Raw genomic sequence first — 17,895 nt, forward strand, 5'->3', positions numbered from 1 at the left:
CCCCAACTCTGCCCTGACAGGGCCTTCCTGGCGTCCCCGCCACGGGCCCGCGTGTGTCCACGCGGGAACGGGAGGGGTCCGCCCGGGGCCCGCACACCCAAGGACCCTGCCCTTCCATGGACGACACCACCGAACTTCCACCCGGCTCCGAGCTGGCGATCGCGATCGTCGGCCTCGCGGGGCGCTTCCCAGGGGCTCCGGACGTGGAGTCGTTCTGGCGCAACCTGCGTGACGGCGTGGAGGGCATCCGCTTCTTCAGCGACGCGGAGCTGCTCGCGCGCGGCGTGCCCCCGGAGCGGCTGAAGGATCCGAACTTCGTGCGGGCCGGGGCGGTGCTGGAGGACGTGGGCGGCTTCGACGCGCCCTTCTTCGGCTACAGCCCGCGCGAGGCGGCGCTGATGGATCCACAGCACCGGTTGTTCCTCGAATGCGCGTGGGAGGCCCTGGAGCGCGCGGGGCACGGCCTGGACGGGGACTCCAAGTCGGTGGGCGTGTTCGCGGGCACCAGCCTCAGCACGTACCTGCTCTTCAACCTGCGCACGTACCCGGAGCTGCTCGCGTCGGACGAGGCGTTCCAGGTGATGATCGGCAACGACAAGGACTTCCTCGCCACGCGGCTCGCGTACCACCTGGACCTGAAGGGCCCGGCGCTGGACGTGCAGACGGGCTGCTCCACGTCGCTTGTCGCCACGCACCTCGCGTGTCAGGCGCTGCTGGGCTTCCAGTGCGACGTGGCGCTCGCGGGCGGTGTGTCGGTGGACGTGCCCCAGCGCACCGGACATGTGCACCAGCCCGGGGGCCTGGCCACGCCGGACGGCCACTGCCGCCCGTTCGACGCGCGCGCGCAGGGCACGCTGTTCGGCAACGGCGTGGGCGTGGTGGTGCTCAAGCGGCTGGAGGACGCGCTCCAGGACGGCAGCCCCATCCACGCCGTCATCCGCGCCACCGCCATCAACAACGACGGCTCCGCGAAGCTGGGCTTCACCGCGCCGTCCGTGGACGGACAGGCGGAAGTGATTGCTCGCGCGCAGGCGCTGGCGGAGGTGACGCCGGACACGGTGGGCTTCGTGGAGGCCCATGGCACGGGGACGCTGCTGGGTGATCCGGTGGAGGTCTCCGCGCTGACGCGGGTGTTCCGCGCGGACTCCGCGGCCACGGCCTTCTGCGCGCTGGGCTCCGTGAAGGCGAACATCGGGCACCTGGATGCGGCGGCCGGAGTGGCGGGGCTCATCAAGGCGACGCTCGCGGTGGAGCACGGCCTCATCCCGCCGACGCTGCACTTCGACACGCCCAATCCCAACATCGACTGGGCCTCCAGCCCCTTCTACGTCAGCCCTCGCGCGGAGTCGTGGCGCACGCCGGGCGAGCAGCCGCGCCGTGCAGGGGTCAGCTCGTTCGGCATCGGTGGCACCAACGCGCACGCCATCCTGGAGGAGGCGCCCTCGCGGCCTCCGTCCGGACCTTCGCGCGACTCGCAGGTGCTGGTGCTCTCCGCGCGCACGGAAGCCGCGCTGGAGGCGGCCACGCGGCGGCTCGCCTCGCACCTGGAAGCGCATCCGGAGCAGTCCCTGGCGGATGTCGCGTGGACACTCCAGGTGGGGCGCAAGGCATTCGCGCATCGCCGCGCGCTGGTGTGCGGCTCGCGTGAAGAGGCCGTGGAGGTGCTGGGCACGGTGGACCGTGAGCGGCTGCACGCGGGGGTGGCGAAGGACGGCGCGCGGCCGGTGGTCTTCCTGTTCCCCGGTGGCGGCGCGCAGCACGTACGCATGGGGCAGGAGCTGTACGAGAAGGAGCCCGTCTTCCGCGACGCGTTCGACGCGTGTGGGTCGCTGCTGTCGCGCCAGGGCGGTCCTTCGCTGCGGGAGGCGCTCTACCCCGCCACTGGGACGGTGGAGGACGGCACGCCGCTGCCCCGGCCGTCGGTGGGGCTGCCCGCGCTGTTCGCGGTGGAGTACGCGCTGGCGAAGCTGTGGGAGTCGTGGAGCGTGAAGGCGGAGGCCTTCATCGGCCACAGCATGGGCGAGTACGTGGCCGCGTGCCTCGCGGGCGTCTTCTCGCTGGAGGACGCGCTGGCGCTGGTGGCCGAGCGCGGGCGTCTGTTCGAGCAGCTCCCTCCCGGCGCGATGCTCTCCGTGGCGCTGCCCGAGGAGCAGGTGCTGGCGCTGCTGGAGTCCTCGCTGTCGCTGGCGGCGAGCAACGGGCCTTCCCAGTGCGTCGTCGCCGGGGAGCTGGCCGCCGTGGACGCATTCGCGGCGCGGCTGACGGAACAGGGTGTGGAGCACCGGCGCGTGCACATCGACGTGGCGGCGCACTCGCACCTCATCGACCCCATCCTTCCCGCGTTCTCCGCCGCCGTTCGCCGGTTGAAGCTGAACCCGCCCACGCGTCCCGTCGTGTCCGGCGTGACGGGGACGTGGCTCACCGCCGAGGAGGCCACATCGCCCGACTACTGGGTGAAGCACCTGCGCCAGCCGGTGCGCTTCGGGCAGGGCGTGCGGACGCTGCTGGAGGCGCCTTCGCGCGTGCTGCTGGAGGTGGGCCCGGGGCGGACGCTCGGCTCGCTGGCGCGGTTGCAGATCGACCGCTCCGCGCCCACGGGCGTGCTGACGAGCATGCGGGCTCCTCGCGAGCCGGGCTCGGACCTGCGCTTCGCGTTGCAGACGCTGGGGAAGCTGTGGCTCGCGGGCGTGCCGGTGGACTTCCGGCGGCTGTCCTCGGGGGAGTCGCGCCGACGCGTGGTGCTGCCCACCTACCCGTTCGAGCACAAGCACCACTGGATGGAGCCGCGCGCGGAGCAGCCTCCGGCCTCCGCGCCACTGGAGCGTCGTGCGGATCCGGCGGACTGGTTCTACCTGCCGTCGTGGAAGCGCTCGCTGCCTCCCACTGCCGCGGCGACCGTCTTCCCACAGGCGTGGCTGTTGTTCGCGGACGCCGGGGGCGTGGCGGAGGTGCTCGCTCGCAGGCTGACGGAAGGTGGCGCATCGGTGCGCCTCGTGCACCCGGGGAACGCGTTCCAGCGTCTGGCGGACGGAGGCTACGAAGTGCAGCCCTCCGAGGCCGCGTCCTATTCGGCGTTGATGGCGGCGCTCGTGGAGGACGGGCAGCGGCCGGATCGCATCGTCCACCTGTGGAGCCTGGATCCTTCGGGCGTGGAGACGGCGTACGAGCGCGGCTTCCTCAGCCTCCTGCTCCTGGCCCAGCACCTGGGCACCCTCGGGAGTCGCGAGCCCCTGCACCTCACCGTGGTCTCGACGGGACTTCACGCCGTCACGGGCCATGAGGCGCTGGCGCCGGAGAAGGCCACGCTGCTGGGTGCCTGCCGCGTGCTCCCTCGCGAGCTGCCCGGCGTCACCTGCTCCTCCGTGGACGTGGAATGGATGCCTGGCGCTGCTTGCGACGCTCGTGAAGCCCTGGCGTCGCGGCTGGTGACGGAGGTGCTGGGCTCCGCCCGCGATAGCTGCGTGGCGCTGCGCGGTGCCCACCGCTGGGTACAGGACTTCGCGCCGGTGCGTTTGGAAGCGCCGGCCCCGACTGTCGTGTCCCGCGTGCGGCCGGAAGGCACGTACCTCATCACCGGCGGCCTGGGCGCCATCGGGTTGGAGCTGGCCGAACACCTGGCGCGCACGGCCCGGGCCCGGCTGGTGCTGGTGGGGCGCACCGTGCTGCCCGACCGTTCGGAGTGGGAAGCGCGAGTGGCGGCTCCGGGCGATGCGGACGCGACCGTGAATACGCTGCGCCGCCTGCTGTCGCTGGAGGCCCTGGGGGCCCGCGTGCTCGTGGCTCGCGCGGACGTAGCGGACGCGGCGGCGATGGCGGAGGTGCTGCGGCGGACGCAGGAGAAGTTCGGCGCCCTGCATGGCGTCATCCACGCGGCGGGCATCGCGGCGGGCGGGCTCGCGCAGCTTCGCACTCCGGAGGCCGTGGCCCAAGTGCTGCGCCCCAAGGTGCAGGGCACGCTCGTGCTGGATGCGCTGCTGAAGGACACGCCGCTGGACTTCCTGCTGCTGTGCTCGTCCCGCACCGCGTACACCGCCGAGCCCGGGCAGATCGACCACTGCGCCGCCTGCTCCTTCCAGGAGTCCTTCGCCCAGGCTCGCTCCGCGCGCGGACTGCCCACCGTGGCGCTCGCGTGGGACACGTGGCGCGAGGTGGGCCAGGCCGTGGCCACCGACCTGCCCGAGGCCGCGCGACGCATGCGCGAGGCGATGCTCGCTCCCGCGCTCTCCAACGCCGAGGGCCTGGACGTCTTCACCCGCGTGCTATCCGCGCTGCCCATCCAGGTCGTGGTGTCCACGCAGGATCTGCCCACCCTCATCGCCCGGGGCGCGACGCTGATGCGCGACGCGCTGGCGACTCCCGAAGGCCCGGTCCCGGACGCGCTCGCCGTGCCTGCGGATGACGTGGAGGCCACGCTGGAGGAGATCTGGCGGCGACTCCTGGGCGTGGAGCGCGTGGATCCGCACGAGAACTTCTTCGACCTGGGCGGTAACTCGCTCATCGGCCTGAAGGTCATTGGCGAGGTGAAGCGGCGCCTGGGCGTGGACGTGCCCGTGGTCGCCCTCTTCGCCAACCCCACCCTGGGCGCGCTGGCGCGACTGCTGGCGCGGCCCTCCGACGAAGCCCCTCCCACCACCGACCGACGCGGGCGCGGCGCCCGACGCCGCGAGCAGCTCGGTCAGCGTCGACCGTCGAGCCGCTAGGAGCCCACCCATGTCCGACAACACGAGCGGCACCGACATCGCCATCGTCGGCCTCGCGGGCCGCTTCCCCGGCGCCCGCGATGTGAACGAGTTCTGGCGCAACCTCTGCGACGGCGTGGAGTCCTTCCAGTCGCTCACCGACGCGGAGGCCCTGGCCGCGGGCGCGTCCCCGGCCGCGTTGGAAGATCCGGCCTTCGTCAAGGTCGTGTCGAAGCTGGACGACGTGGCCGGCTTCGACGCGGCCTACTTCGGCTACAGCCCGCGCGAGGCGGAGCTGATGGATCCGCAGCAGCGCCTGTTCCTGGAGTGCGCACTGGAGGCCCTGGAGGACGCGGGCCACGGCGCGCCTCCGGGCGAGCTGCTCGTGGGCGTCTTCGGCGGGCAGGCGCTCAGCACGTACCTGGTCTTCCACCTGCTGACGAACGCGGAGGTGCTGCGCACCGCGGATCCGCTCCAGCTCAACCTGGGCAACGCGGGCAGCTTCCTCACCACGCGCGCGTCCTACAAGCTGGACCTGCGCGGCCCCAGCTTCAACGTGGAGAGCGCCTGCTCCACGTCGCTCGTCGCTGTCCACGTCGCGTGCCAGAGCCTGCTCAACCACGAGTGCGACCTGGCGCTCGCGGGCGGCGTGTCCATCAACCTGGGCCTGCAGGGCGGCTACCGCTTCGTCGAGGGCGGCATCCTCTCCCCCGATGGCCGGTGCCGGCCCTTCGACAAGGACGCGCGCGGCATCGTCTTCGGCAGCGGCGCGGGCGTGGTGGCGCTGCGCCGACTGGAGGATGCGCTCCAGGACAACGATCCCATCTACGCGGTCATCAAGGGCAGCGCGGTGAACAACGACGGCGCGCTGCGCGCCGGCTACACCGCGCCGGGCGTGGACGGACAGGCCTCCGTCATCTCCGAAGCGCTGGGCAACGCGGGCGTGTCCGCGGGCAGCCTGGGCTACGTCGAAGCCCACGGCACCGGCACCGCGCTGGGAGACCCCATCGAGGTGCAGGCCCTCACCCGCGCCTTCGGTGACGAGGCCGCGGGCCCGCGCACCTGCGTGCTCGGTTCGGTGAAGGCGAACATCGGCCACCTGGATGCCGCCGCGGGCGTGACGGGCCTCATCAAGACGGCGCTGGCGCTCAAGCACCGCAAGCTGCCGCCCAGCATCCACGCCAGCAACCCCCACCCACTCATCCCGTGGGAGTCGACGCCCTTCTACCTGAACGACGACCTGCGCGAGTGGAAGGCCCCTGCGCGAACTCCGCGCCGCGCGGGCGTCAGCAGCTTCGGCATGGGCGGCACCAACGCGCACGTCATCCTGGAGGAGGCCCCCGCGCCGCGTCCCACGAGCGCGAGCGCCCCAGCTCCGCGCCTGCTCGTGCTGTCGGCGCGCACGCCGGGCGCGCTGGCCGCGCAGACGGCACGGCTCGCGGAGCACCTGCGCTCGCACCCGCAGGCGGACCTGGCCGACGTGGCGTGGACGCTCCAGGTGGGCCGCCGCCGGCACGCACATCGGCGCGCGGTGGTCGCGCACGACGTGGCGGAGGCGGTCCAGGCCCTGTCCAGCGGGGACCGACTGCCCACCGCCGCCGAGGAGCGGACCGGCAGGCCGGTGGTGTTCCTCCTCTCCGGTCAGGGCTCGCAGTACGTGGACATGGCGCGCGGTCTCTACGAGCACGAGCGCGTCTTCCGCGAGCAGGTGGACGGCTGCGCCAGCCTCCTGCGTCCGCACCTGGGTCTGGACCTGCGCGACGTGCTCTACCCGCGCCCGGAGAAGCGCGACGAGGCGCGACTCCAGTTGGAGCAGACGCGGCTCGCGCAGCCGGCCCTCTTCACGGTGGAGTACGCACTCGCGAAGCTGTGGGAGTCGTGGGGCCTGAAGCCCGAAGCCCTGCTGGGTCACAGCCTGGGCGAGTACGTGGCCGCGTGCCTCGCGGGTGTCTTCACACTCGCGGACGCGCTGTCATTGGTCGCCGCGCGGGGCGCCCTCATGCAGTCGCTCCCTTCGGGCGCGATGCTCTCCGTGGCGCTGCCCGAGGCGGACCTCCTCCCGCACCTGGGCACGGAGCTGTCCCTCGCCGCGGTGAACGCACCCGCGTGGACCGTGGTGTCCGGTCCCGAGGCGGCGGTGGAAGCCCTGCGCACGAGGCTGGAGGCCCAGGGCGCCCGGTGCCGTCGGCTGCATACGTCGCACGCGTTCCACTCCGCGATGATGGAGCCCATCCTGGAGCGCTTCACCGAGGCCGTGCGCAAGGTGCGCCTCCAGGCCCCTCGCCTTCCCTACGTGTCCAACGTCACCGGCACCTGGGTGACCGCCGCGGAGGCCACCGACCCGCGCTACTGGGCCCGTCACCTGCGCCAGCCGGTGCGCTTCGCGGAGGGGCTCTCCACGCTCGGACAGAAGCCGAACCGCGTGTTCCTGGAGGTGGGCCCCGGCCGCGCGCTGACCACCTTCGCGGGACAGGGACCGGGCCGTGAGCGCGCGCTCGTCACGTCCGTGCGGCATCCGGAGGACTCGCAGCCGGACACCCGGTTCCTGATGGGCGCCGTCGGCAAGCTGTGGCTGGCCGGCGTGGACGTGGACTGGGCGGCCGTGAATGGCGCGCAGTCCCGCCGCCGCGTGTCGTTGCCCACCTACCCGTTCGAGCGCCGCCGTCACTGGGTGCCCGCCGGCACGCGGGTCGCCTCCGGTGTCGCGGAGCCCGTGGCTTCGTCCGAGGTGCAGGCGACGGCATCCGCGCCCTCCCGCCCCGGACTGCGCACGGCCTACGTGGCACCGGGCACCGAGGAGGAGAAGCTGGTGGCCTCGCTCTGGGAAGAGGTGCTGGGTGTGCGGCCCGTGGGCGTGCACGACGACTTCTTCGACCTGGGTGGGCACTCGTTGCTGGCCACCACGGTGGTGGGCCGGCTGCGCGAGACGCTGGGCTTCAGCGTGCCGCTCCAGTCGCTGTTCGAGTCGCCCACGGTGGGTCGCATGGCGGAGCTGATCGCCAGCCTGCGTGAGCACCCCTCCCACGCCGATGCGCAGACCGCGGCCCTGCTGCGCATGTTGGCGGACCTCTGCCCCGAAGCCCCTGTCGCTGCCCGCTAGGAGATCGCAAACCCATGGGACGCCCCCCTTCCGTGCCCCTCACCGTGCTCCTGCTCGCCATGGAGTACACGCCCAACGTCGCTGGCGGCGTGGGCACCTACGTCTACGAACTGGCCACGGGCCTGGCTCGCGCGGGCTGTCGCGTCACCGTGCTCGCGTACACGCCGGGCGAGCCCACGGTGCTGCGCGAGCCGAACCTCACCGTGCACCTGGTGCCGCCCAGCCGCGCGAGCCTCGCCCAGGCAGGCCGACTGTCGCTGGTGCAGGGCCTCCGCGCCTTCAACGAGGACCTGCTCGTGCACGGCCGCGAGCGCCTGCGCGAAGAGCGCCCGGACGTCATCCACTTCCACCAGTGGCACACCTCGCGCGCGGCGCGGCAGTTGGGCCGCGAGTCCGGCGTGCCGGTGCTGGGCACCACCCACTACATCTCCGAGCCCGCAGAGCGCTGGTGGGGACAGACGCCCGACCCTGAGATCCTGGAGGAGGAGCGCCACCTCTACGACGGCGCCACGCCCATCGTCTCCGTGAGCGCGTCCATGTCGCAGCTCATCCGCGACACGTACGGGATGCCCGGTGCGCTCCTGCACACCATCCACTGCGCCATGGACGCACGGCCCAACCTCCAGCCGGCCCACTCGCCAGAAACCTATGCACGCCTGCGCGCCACGGTGGCGGGGCCTGATGACCGGGTGGTGCTCTACACGGGGCGCCTGCACCCGCAGAAGGGCATCTCCGCCATCTTCGCCGCCGCCGAGCGCGTGCTCGCAGAACGCCCCGCCACGTGCTTCCTCCTCGCGGGCGGCACGGACTCGCGCGAGTCCACGCAGATGGTGCAGGAGCTGTCGCGCCGGTACGCATCCATCCTGGGCCGCGTGAAGCTGCTGGGGAAGCTGCCCCGGCCGCAGCTCGGGCTCCTTCACCGCATCGCCGACATCGCGGTGGTGCCCTCCATCTACGAGCCCTTCGGCTACACCGCCATCGAACAGATGGCGTCGGGCCTTCCGCTCGTGGCCACGCGCTCCGGAGGACCGTCGGAGATCGTCGTCCCCGGGGAGACGGGGCTTCTCGTGCCGGTGCGTCCGTCGGGCCAGGGCGACCTGCGCGAGGTGGACGTGGACGCCTTCGCCGCCGCGCAGCTCTCCCTGCTGGAGGATCCGGCGCGGGCCCGGCGCATGGGCGAGGCCGGCCAGCAGCGCGTGCTGGAGCACTTCGGCCTGGAGCGGATGATCGCCGCGAACCTCGCCGTCTACCGCACGCTCCTCGGTGCGCCTCCACCGTTCCCGCATGTCTCCGTGAACCAGGAGGCCGTGTCATGAACGGACGCTCATCCAACGCCGCGACGCGAGCCGACTCCGGTCCAGCCCGGAGGCTCGCCGCGAACCGCACGCAGCGCGCCGCCACGTTCGCCCGTGTCCTCCGTGAATCAGGAGGCCGTGTCATGGGCGCGTCCGCCACAGGGCTTTGCGCACTGACGCCGCGCAGCTCCGCATCCCCGGAGGCCGTGTCATGAGCGCGCCAGCCGTCTCCGAGTCGACGCCCTCCGCTCCACGGACGCTCGCGGATCCGTGGCTCGCCTTCCACGTTCCGCAGCCGCATGCGCGCCTGCGCCTGTTCTGCCTGCCCCATGCCGGTGGCAGCGCATCGCTGTTCCGCACCTGGCAGGCGGAGCTGGGCACGGACATCGAGGTCTGCCCGCTCCAGCTCCCCGGCCGCGAGTCCCGCCTGAACGAGCCGCCCCTGCGCGACCTTCGCCCCCTGGTGGAAGCCCTGGCGGACGCGGTGGCCCGTCACGCGGACCGGCCCTTCGCCCTCTTCGGTCACAGCATGGGCGCGCTGCTCGCCTTCGAGCTGTCCCGCGCGCTGCGCTCCCGTGGGCTCTCCGGCCCCGTGCACCTCTTCGTCGCCAGCTACCGCGCGCCTCACACGCTCGCGGCAACCCCCATGACGGCCGCCACGCACGACATCGACGCGAGCGAGGCCCGACGTCGCGAGACGGCCCTGGCCCTTCCCCAGGGCATGGGTGAGGAGCTGCTCGCGCTGGTGCGCGACGTGGTGCTCGCCGACACCGCCGTGTGCGAGGGCTACGTCTTCACGCCGGGCCCGCCGCTCACCTGCCCCCTGTCCGCCTTCCGGGGCAGCGAGGACTACGTGCCGGACGACGCGACGAAGGCCTGGCGCGCGCTGTCCTCCGGCCCCTTCACGTCGCGCACGTTCCTGGGCGACCACTTCTTCCTCAAGGGCACACCCCGCGGCCTGCTCCAGGCCCTGCGGCGCGCCCTCTCCGTCCCTCCCTCCCGCTCCTGAGCCTCTCCATGTCACCGCGCGTCTACCTGCTCACGCCCCAGTACCCCGAACCCGGCGAGGTCTCCGTCGGCGGCCTCTACACGCACACCCAGGAGCTGGTCGCCGGGCTCGAAGCACTCGGCTGTCAGCCGACCGTCATCACCTCCCGCCTCACGAAGCCGAGCGTCGTGGAGGGCCGCGTCCACCGCCTCCAACCGAGCGCCGCCATCCTCCAGATGCCCCTGGGCGCGGACGGCAGCCCCACAGCGCAGCAGCTCCAGCGCTTCAACGAGGAGCTGGCCGCGTACATCCTCGCGCTGGCGGAGCGCACCGGTGAGAAGCCGGACGTGCTGCACTGCCACGACTTCTGGATGGTGCCCGCGGCGCTCCAGGTCCAGCAGCGGCTGGGCGCGAAGCTGCTCGTCAGCGTGCACATGCTGCACCTGCCCCTGCGCCGCTGGTGGGGCTCCGTGGCCCTCGATGCCGTGGGCGCGGTGGAGAAGCAGTTCTGCCACGCGGCCACCGCCCTCATCGCCGTCAGCGCGTCCATCCGCGACGTGCTCCACGAGTCGCTCGGGGTCCCGCTGGAGAAGATCGCCGTGGTCCACAACGGCTTCGACACCGGCCTCTTCCAGAAGCCGCCCGCGCCCGAGACGCTGACCGCGCTGCGCGAGCAGTGGGGCCTCCAGGGCCGCGTGGTGGCCTTCGCGGGCCGCCCCACCTTCCAGAAGGGCGTGGTGCCGCTGCTGCGCTCCGCCCTGCGGGTCCTCAAGGCCCAGCCCGACATCACCTATGCGCTGGCCGGCATGGACATGCAGTACGTCCACGCCCAGGGTCAGCAGGGTACGAGCGAGTCCCAGCAGATCGCGGACGAGGTGGCCGCGCTGGAGGCCCAGCACCCGGTGCTGAAGTCGAACGTGAAGCGCCTGGGCAACCTGTCGCGTGAACAGCTCGCCGCGCTCTACCACCTGTCCGAGCTGACCGTGGTGCCGTCGCTCTACGAGCCCTTCGGCTACGCCGTGGTGGAGCCGATGGCCGCGGGCAGCCCCGTGGTGGCCGTCGCCTCCGGAGGCCCCGCGGAGATCCTCCAGGACGAAGGCTCCGGCCTCCTCGTCCCCGTCCACCGCGATGCGGACGGGCGCCTGCGCCTGGACGACTCGGAGCTCGCGTGGGCGCAGCTTCGGGTCCTCTGGGAGCCGGGGCTCGCCAACACCCTGCGCGAGTCAGGGCGCCGCGTCGCGGAGGCGCGCTTCGACCGCGCCACCATGGCCCGCGCGACGCTCGCTGTTTACGCGCGCCTGTCCCAGTCCTGACCCCGACCTTCCACCCGCGACGTCCGACGTCGCAGGAGCCTGCCCACCATGAAGTTCCTCATCATCGCCAGGGACCGTCCCAACGGCCCGTACCCGCCGGACCCCGCCTCGCTCAACCGCGCCGTGCGCGAGTGGGTGGGCGCGCGCCTGTCCGACGGAACCTTCGACTGCGCGTACTACCTGCTGCCCCGCGCGGGCATGTGCATCGCCAACGCGGAGTCTCACGAGGCGCTCCTGTCGCTGCTGCGCTCGTGGCCTTCGTTCGGCTACCAGGAGTTCGACATCAACGTGCTCGCGGACGCGCGCCACGGCATCGACAACAACCACGAGCGGCTCCAGCGCGAAGCGGCGAAGTCGAAGGCCGAGGACGGCACCTGATGGCTCCGGCCGGCACCTCCGCGCTGGAGCCTCCGCTCCAGCACTTCCCCCGGTACGTGTTGCTGTGGGTCGCCCAGACGGTGTCGGCCATCGGCACGCACCTGACCGGCTTCGGCCTGGGCGTGTGGATGTACGAGCACACGAAGTCCACGTCGCTCTACTCGCTCATCGCGCTCGCCAGCTTCGCGCCGGGCGTGCTGGTGGCGCCGCTCCTGGGCGGCGTGGTGGACCGGCACGACCTGCGCAAGGTGATGATGCTGGGCCACGCGGGCGGCGGCGTGTGCACGCTGCTCATCGCGCTGCTGCTCTACACGGACCACCTGGGCGTGGGCGCCATCCTCGCGCTCGTCGCGGGCGGCGCGGCGTTCAACAGCATCCACCTGCCGGCCTTCCCCAAGGCCACGACGCTGATGGTGTCGACAGAGCAGCTTCCGCGCGCCAACGGCCTCATGCAGCTGGGCATGGCGCTGGGCTACATCGTCGCGCCGCTCCTGTCCGGCATGCTGATGCCCGTCATCGGCGTCACCGGCCTGCTCGCCATCGACGTCGTCACCTTCAGCTTCTCCCTGGTGGTGCTGGCGCTCATCCCCATGCCGGCCGCGCCGCCGAAGGAAGCCGCGCCCGCGGGCTCCTCCATGGGAGGCCGCGCACTCCAGGACGCGGCGGTGGGCTGGCGCTACATCCGCGAGCGGCCGGGCCTCTTCGGCCTCCAGGTCCTCATCACGCTGATGAGCTTCAACCTGGGCATCATCCAGGTGCTCGTCACGCCGCTCGTCATGTCCTTCACCGACGTGCGCACGCTGGGCGTGGTGATGACCGCGGGCGGCCTGGGCATGCTCGCCGGCAGCCTGGTGCTGCTCGCCTGGGGCGGTTCACGTCACCGCATCTGGAGCGTGCTCGGCTTCGTGCTCCTGCAGGGCGTGTTCCTCGCGCTGGGCGCCACGCGCGCGTCGGCGCTGATGGTGGGCGCGGGCGCCTTCGGCGTCCTCTTCACCATCCCCGTCATCATGAGCTGCAACCAGACCATCTGGCAGCGCAAGGTGCCCACGCGGTTGCAGGGCCGCGTGTTCGCCGTGCACTCCGCGTTGTCCGGCGGCTCCATCCCCGTCGCGTACCTGCTCTCCGGCCCGCTCGCGGATCATGTCTTCGAGCCGCTGATGGCCGTGGGTGGTCCGCTGGCCTCCACGCTGGCGCCGTGGCTGGGCGGCATGGGACCGGGCCGGGGCATCGCCCTGCTCTTCCTGCTGCTGGGCATCTTCACCGTGCTGCTGGTGGTGACGTGCACGCTCCTCCCCAGCGTGCGACGCGTCGAACACGTCCTGCCCGACGCGGATCCAGAACTTCCCCTCGGCCTCACGCCGCAACCCCACACCGGAACCTGAACCCCTTCCCTGGCCCAGGAGCCATGCCCATGACCTCCCCATCCTTCCTCACGCCCCGCGTGCCCATGCGCACGTCCGTCTACAGCCGGCAGACGCTGTACGACGCCCTGGACTCCGCGCAGGAGCCCGTCATCTTCACCGAGGCCATGAAGGACTGGCCCGCCGCGAAGCGATGGACCTTCGACTGGTTCGCCTCCGAGCACGGCGACCTGGAGCTGCCCGTCGAGTGGCTCCAGTACGGCAGCGATGCCCCGAAGGGCGCCGTCAAGCGCGTGGGCACCGTGCGCACGATGACGATGCGCGACTACGTGCAGGCGCTGCGCGGCCCCGAGTCCGAGAAGCTGGGCTACCTCATCGGCAAGGACCTGTTCACCCGCGTGCCGTCGCTGCGCGAGGACCTGCGCTTCCCCTCCTACGAGGTCCAGCGCAAGCTCACCGAACAGCTCTTCTTCATGGGCCCGCGCGGCACCTTCACCCAGCTCCACCTGGACCGCGCGCACAACATGCACGCGGTGATGGTGGGACGGAAGCGCTGGCAGCTCTACTCGCCCTCGCGCGACCGCGTCCTCTCCCCCGCGAAGTTGGATCACGTCTGGTCCGTGGTGAGCCGCCACGACCTCGTGCCCCACGGCGGCAGGCCGGACGAGCTGCCCGGCAACCAGGTGCCCGACTACGACTTCGTGCTGGAGGCCGGAGAGATCCTCTTCCTCCCCTATGGCTGGTGGCACCGCGTCCTCACGGTGGAGCCCGCCATCGCCACGAACTACTGGTGGTGGACGTGGTCGATGCTCGCGCGCATCGGCCCGCACCTGATGCCGTCGCTCGCCATGAGCGCGCTGGGGCGCATCCGCAAGAGCGCCGTGCACCACCGCCGCTTCCAGCAGGACTCCACCCGATGAACGCCCAGCCCCAAGCCCTGTCCGCGTCCGACGCGGCCGTCCTCGCCACCGCCGCGCAGGCCCGCTCGCTGGAGCTGGACGTGCTGCGCTTCCTGTCGCTCACCGCGATGTGCACGCTGCACGTGCTGTCCACGTGGTGGCAGGCCCCGGACCTCGCGCCCCAGGCCCGCGCGGTGGCGCAGCTCCTCCACGATGCGTGTCAGTTCTGCGTCCCCGTCCTCTTCCTCGTCTCGCTGGTGCTGACGGCGCGCAGGTTGGAGCGCGACGCCGCGAAGGGGACCGTCCGGTCCGTGGGCTCGCGCATCGGCCTGCTCGCCCGGCCCACGTTCACATGGCTCGGCCTGTACTGGCTCGTCGGGTTGGCGCTCCAGTCGCAGGGGCTCGCGTCGCAGTGGATCTTCCGAATCCCGCTGGGCCCAAGCCCCCTGGCCACCGTGATGCTCGCCGTGCACCTGTGGTTCATGCTGGTGCTGCTCCAGATGGAGCCCCTCTTCCCGCGCGTGCACCGCGCCGTGGAGCGACTCACGGCGGGGCGGCCGGCCCGGGCGCTCGGGCTCGTCGTCGCGGTGTTCGCGCTCAAGGCCGCCGTGACGGGGTTCATGTTCCAGCCGAGCCGGGCCGCCATCGGTGCATGGATGGGATTGGCGGCGCCCTTCTGGTTGGACCTGATGGTGCTCGGCGCGACGTGGCCGCTGCTCCAGACGCTGCTGCCCTCGCGTCCCTCGCTGACGACGTTCGCGGTGTGGGGCCTGGGGCTGCCGGCGCTCGCGGCGGGGCTCAACACGCTGGAGGTCCGCTACTGGATGGGCCAGGGCGTGCCGGAGCTGCTCGCGCACTCCAACTGGCGCGTGGGCAACCTGCTCTACGGCGTGGCCCTGTTCGCGGCGGTCATCGTGCACAAGGACTGGCTGCTGTCACGCCTGTCCGCCACCGTGTCCATGGGACTCACGCGCTTCGGCCAGTCCTACGCGTACGGCTTCTATCTGGCGCACGCGCTGTTCCTGCTCACCGCGGAGCTCCTCGCGCCGCGGCTTGGGTGGCCGCCGTCCGCGCGGCTCGTCTTCATGCTCGTGATGACGTTCGGCGGAACGGGGGCGCTGCTGCTCCTCGTCTCAAGGACGCCACGCCTGGGGGCCTGGCTGGGCGTGCGCTAGGCCCGCGCGCTGTCAGCCCAGGTCCTTCAAGGCCGCGCGCACCGACGACAGGTCCGCGGGCAGCTCCACCGGCGGGTTCGCATGCGCGGCCGTCACGTCCGCCAGCGTCCCCCGGTGGTAGCCCACCTTGAAGTCGGCGAACTTCAGGCCGTGCGCGGTGGCCACCACCGCGACGCTGGCGCCCTTCGCGATCACACCCTGGGCCACCAGCTTCTCCACCGCCGCCAGCGCCACGCCCGTCTGCGGACAGGCGAAGGTGCCCTCGCGATCCGCGCGGGCCGCGGCGTTCGCCAGCTCCGACTCCGTCGCCTCCTCCACCACGCCGTCGAAGGCGCGCAGCATCTTCACCGCGCGGCGGAAGGACACCGGGTTGCCAATCTGGATGGCGGACGCGAGCGTGGCCCCCGCCTGAATCGGCGTCAGCTCCTGGAAGCCTCCCCGGAACGAGCGCGACAGGGGGTTGGCCCGCTGCGCCTGCGCCACCGCGATGCGCGGCCGGCGGGTGATGAGCCCCAGCGTGTGCATCAGCTCCAGGCCTCGCCCCAGGGCGCTCGCGTTGCCCAGGTTGCCGCCCGGGATGACGATCCAGTCCGGCGGCTCCCAGCCCAGGTCCTGGCACAGCTCCACGGCGATCATCTTCTGGCCCTCGATGCGCAGCGAGTTCATCGAGTTCGCCAGGTACAGCCCCGTGTCCGCCGTCACCGCCTGCACCAGCTTCATGCAGCCGTCGAAGTCCGTGTCCAGCGACAGCACCCGCGCCCCGTTGGCGATGGGCTGCACGAGCTGCGCGAGCGACACCTTGTTCTTCGGCAGGAACACCACCGCCGGGATGCCCGCCGCCGCCGCGTACGCGGACAGCGCCGCGGACGTGTCACCCGTGGACGCGCACGCCACCGCGCGGATGGGCGTGCCCCGCGCGCGCAGGTGCTTCACCGCGGACACGAGGACCGTCATGCCCCAGTCCTTGAAGCTGCCCGTCGGGGAGACGCCGCACTCCTTCAACATCAGCGACCCCAGCCCCAGCTCCGCCGCCATGCGGGGCAGCGGCTTGAGCGGCACGCGCCCCTCGCCCAGCGAGACGATGTCCTCCACCGGCAGCTCGGGCAGCGCCCACTCGCGCTTGCCCCACACCCCGGAGCCGTCCGGCAGCCGCGACGTCGCGAACCGGGACTCGAAGCGGCGCTTCCACTCGGCCGCGGGCACGGCGCGCAGGGCGGCCTCGTCGTGGGCCACCTCCAGCAGGCCCTCGCACCGGGGGCAGCGGTAGACGACGTCCCAGAGGGACGCCGTGAAGCCGCAGCCCTCGGCGCAGGCGTAGCCCGCCTTCAGCGCGCCGGCCGTCACTCCTCCACCTGCACCTTCGTGCCACAGGCCACGCACGCGCGGCCCGGAAAGGACGGCGTGTGGCAGGAGGGACAGGGGACCCGCTCCCCTTCCGCCACGCGGCCCTTCACGGGCGCCTCCTGCGCTAGGCGCGCGCGGGGCAGCCGCATGCCGCAGCCGTCACAAAAGAGCCCTTCGGCCTGCACGTGGCGACAGTAGCGGCACGTCACCGGCCCCAGGGGCGCTTCGGTGCGCACGCCGTCATCCGGCGCGCGGCCCGTGTCCAGGTCCGCCATGGGAGCGACCGGCACCTCGCCCGTCGCGCCCGCGCTCGTCAGCTCCAGGTCGGGCACCGACATGGACGGCAGGTCCGGCCCCGAGCGCAGCCGCGTCAGGTCCAGCTCCGGCAGGGGCGCCGACTGCACCTCCACGCGGCCGCCCGCGTGGTGCGTCAGCTCCAGCTCCAGCAGGGGGACGACGACGGGCTCCTCCGTGTCCACGAGGCCGGGGAAGCGCTTGCCACAGCCGTCGCACTCTTCGCCTTCCGACTGCACGTGGTCGCAGACCGGGCAGATGATCATGGCCGGACGTTATCGGTCCCCTCCCCGCACGGCAACGCGACCCGGGAAATGAGGGGTGCGCCGGAGGGAGGCCAACCAGCGCACCGCTCAATGCGCGGGCGCCGCCTGCCCCGTCATCGGGACGAAGCGCACCGGCAGCAGGCGCTCGACCTGGGGCAGCAGTCCGGGCCGACCGCGACGGATGCGCAAGAGCTCCTGGGTCTCGTCCACGCCTCCCACGGGGATGACCATGCGGCCGCCGTGCTTGAGCTGCCGCAGGAGCTCGCGGGGAATCTCCGGGGGCGCGGCGGTGGCGATGATGGCGTCGAAGGGTGCGGCCTCGGGCCAGCCCCGCGCCCCATCACCTTCCCGGAAGTACACGTTGGAGAAGCCCAGCCGGTGCAGGAGGCGCCGGGCGGGCCGGGCCAGCTCCGAGACGATCTCCACCGTGAAGACCTCGCGGGCCAGCAGGGAGAGCACCGCCGTCTGGTAGCCGGACCCGGTGCCAATCTCCAGCACGCGCTCGCCGCCTTGCAGGCGCAGGGCCTCGCTCATCAGGGCGACCACGTAGGGCTGGCTGATGGTCTGCCCGTAGCCGATGGGCAGCGGCACATCCCGGTGGGCCACGTCCCGTTCTTCGATGGGCACGAAGTCCGCACGATTCAGGTTCGCGATCGCCGCGAGCACCCGTCGATCCCGGATGCCCTGGCGCGCCAGATACTCCGCTCGGCCCCAGTCTCCCATGACGCTCTCCCCGGTGGTCCTCCGACGAAGAGCGTAAGCACGACGACAGTCGGAGACAACGCGACTGCCAGGCCCCGCCC

Annotated in this window: 12 protein-coding genes; 9 read left to right on the top strand and 3 right to left on the bottom strand. The window is 72.3% G+C overall.

Annotation, left to right across the window (positions count from 1 at the left end; all coding sequences use genetic code 11):
• Positions 1–116 precede the first annotated feature (116 nt).
• The 9 genes from D7V93_RS16505 to D7V93_RS16545 all read left to right on the top strand — a co-directional run bounded on the left by D7V93_RS16505 (position 117) and on the right by D7V93_RS16545 (position 15,188).
• A complete protein-coding gene (locus D7V93_RS16505; protein WP_120644329.1) occupies positions 117–4,700 on the top strand; it encodes a type I polyketide synthase in 4,584 nt (1,527 codons plus the stop codon).
• 10 nt (positions 4,701–4,710) lie between these two features.
• Positions 4,711–7,779 (top strand): type I polyketide synthase, encoded by a 3,069-nt coding sequence (locus D7V93_RS16510; RefSeq protein WP_120644330.1) that lies wholly within the window; start codon positions 4,711–4,713, stop codon positions 7,777–7,779.
• A gap of 14 nt (positions 7,780–7,793) precedes the next feature.
• A complete protein-coding gene (locus D7V93_RS16515; RefSeq protein ID WP_120644331.1) occupies positions 7,794–9,095 on the top strand; it encodes a glycosyltransferase family 4 protein in 1,302 nt (433 codons plus the stop codon).
• Positions 9,096–9,285: 190 nt separating this feature from the next.
• On the top strand, positions 9,286–10,083 hold the full coding sequence (locus D7V93_RS16520) for a thioesterase II family protein (RefSeq protein WP_120644332.1): 798 nt from the start codon (positions 9,286–9,288) through the stop codon (positions 10,081–10,083).
• 8 nt (positions 10,084–10,091) lie between these two features.
• Entirely contained in the window at positions 10,092–11,375 is a 1,284-nt protein-coding gene (locus D7V93_RS16525) for a glycosyltransferase family 4 protein (protein ID WP_120644333.1), read from the top strand.
• Between the two features lie 48 nt (positions 11,376–11,423).
• On the top strand, positions 11,424–11,753 hold the full coding sequence (locus D7V93_RS16530; RefSeq protein ID WP_120644334.1) for a hypothetical protein: 330 nt from the start codon (positions 11,424–11,426) through the stop codon (positions 11,751–11,753).
• Positions 11,753–13,135: an MFS transporter gene (locus tag D7V93_RS16535; RefSeq protein ID WP_120644335.1), complete on the top strand. Its 1,383-nt coding sequence runs from the start codon at positions 11,753–11,755 to the stop codon at positions 13,133–13,135. The genes D7V93_RS16530 and D7V93_RS16535 overlap by 1 nt, the downstream gene beginning before the upstream one ends.
• Positions 13,136–13,164: 29 nt before the next feature.
• Positions 13,165–14,034 (top strand): cupin-like domain-containing protein, encoded by an 870-nt coding sequence (locus tag D7V93_RS16540; protein ID WP_244237345.1) that lies wholly within the window; start codon positions 13,165–13,167, stop codon positions 14,032–14,034.
• Positions 14,031–15,188: an acyltransferase family protein gene (locus tag D7V93_RS16545; RefSeq protein ID WP_120644337.1), complete on the top strand. Its 1,158-nt coding sequence runs from the start codon at positions 14,031–14,033 to the stop codon at positions 15,186–15,188. The genes D7V93_RS16540 and D7V93_RS16545 overlap by 4 nt, the downstream gene beginning before the upstream one ends.
• A gap of 12 nt (positions 15,189–15,200) precedes the next feature.
• Here D7V93_RS16545 and thrC read toward each other — a convergent pair whose 3' ends face one another.
• From thrC to D7V93_RS16560, 3 genes are all read right to left on the bottom strand, one after another.
• Positions 15,201–16,532 carry a threonine synthase gene (gene thrC / locus D7V93_RS16550; RefSeq protein ID WP_120644338.1) on the bottom strand — a complete coding sequence of 444 codons (1,332 nt, stop codon included), beginning with the start codon at positions 16,530–16,532 and terminating at the stop codon, positions 15,201–15,203.
• Positions 16,529–17,092 (bottom strand): hypothetical protein, encoded by a 564-nt coding sequence (locus tag D7V93_RS16555; RefSeq protein ID WP_120644339.1) that lies wholly within the window; start codon positions 17,090–17,092, stop codon positions 16,529–16,531. The genes thrC and D7V93_RS16555 overlap by 4 nt, the downstream gene beginning before the upstream one ends.
• A gap of 87 nt (positions 17,093–17,179) precedes the next feature.
• On the bottom strand, positions 17,180–17,815 hold the full coding sequence (locus D7V93_RS16560) for a protein-L-isoaspartate(D-aspartate) O-methyltransferase (RefSeq protein ID WP_120644340.1): 636 nt from the start codon (positions 17,813–17,815) through the stop codon (positions 17,180–17,182).
• Between the last annotated feature and the right edge of the window lie 80 nt (positions 17,816–17,895).

The organism is Corallococcus llansteffanensis (genome assembly GCF_003612055.1).
In the GTDB taxonomy this organism is placed as follows: Bacteria; Myxococcota; Myxococcia; order Myxococcales; family Myxococcaceae; genus Corallococcus; species Corallococcus llansteffanensis.

Bases quoted from the DNA above. Each gene is read 5' to 3' on its own strand.
- D7V93_RS16505 (WP_120644329.1), top strand. From the start codon at position 117: ATGGACGACACCACCGAACTTCCACCCGGCTCCGAGCTGGCGATCGCG.
- D7V93_RS16510 (WP_120644330.1), top strand. From the start codon at position 4,711: ATGTCCGACAACACGAGCGGCACCGACATCGCCATCGTCGGCCTCGCG.
- D7V93_RS16515 (WP_120644331.1), top strand. From the start codon at position 7,794: ATGGGACGCCCCCCTTCCGTGCCCCTCACCGTGCTCCTGCTCGCCATG.
- D7V93_RS16520 (WP_120644332.1), top strand. From the start codon at position 9,286: ATGAGCGCGCCAGCCGTCTCCGAGTCGACGCCCTCCGCTCCACGGACG.
- D7V93_RS16525 (WP_120644333.1), top strand. From the start codon at position 10,092: ATGTCACCGCGCGTCTACCTGCTCACGCCCCAGTACCCCGAACCCGGC.
- D7V93_RS16530 (WP_120644334.1), top strand. From the start codon at position 11,424: ATGAAGTTCCTCATCATCGCCAGGGACCGTCCCAACGGCCCGTACCCG.
- D7V93_RS16535 (WP_120644335.1), top strand. From the start codon at position 11,753: ATGGCTCCGGCCGGCACCTCCGCGCTGGAGCCTCCGCTCCAGCACTTC.
- D7V93_RS16540 (WP_244237345.1), top strand. From the start codon at position 13,165: ATGACCTCCCCATCCTTCCTCACGCCCCGCGTGCCCATGCGCACGTCC.
- D7V93_RS16545 (WP_120644337.1), top strand. From the start codon at position 14,031: ATGAACGCCCAGCCCCAAGCCCTGTCCGCGTCCGACGCGGCCGTCCTC.
- D7V93_RS16555 (WP_120644339.1), bottom strand. From the start codon at position 17,092: ATGATCATCTGCCCGGTCTGCGACCACGTGCAGTCGGAAGGCGAAGAG.
- D7V93_RS16560 (WP_120644340.1), bottom strand. From the start codon at position 17,815: ATGGGAGACTGGGGCCGAGCGGAGTATCTGGCGCGCCAGGGCATCCGG.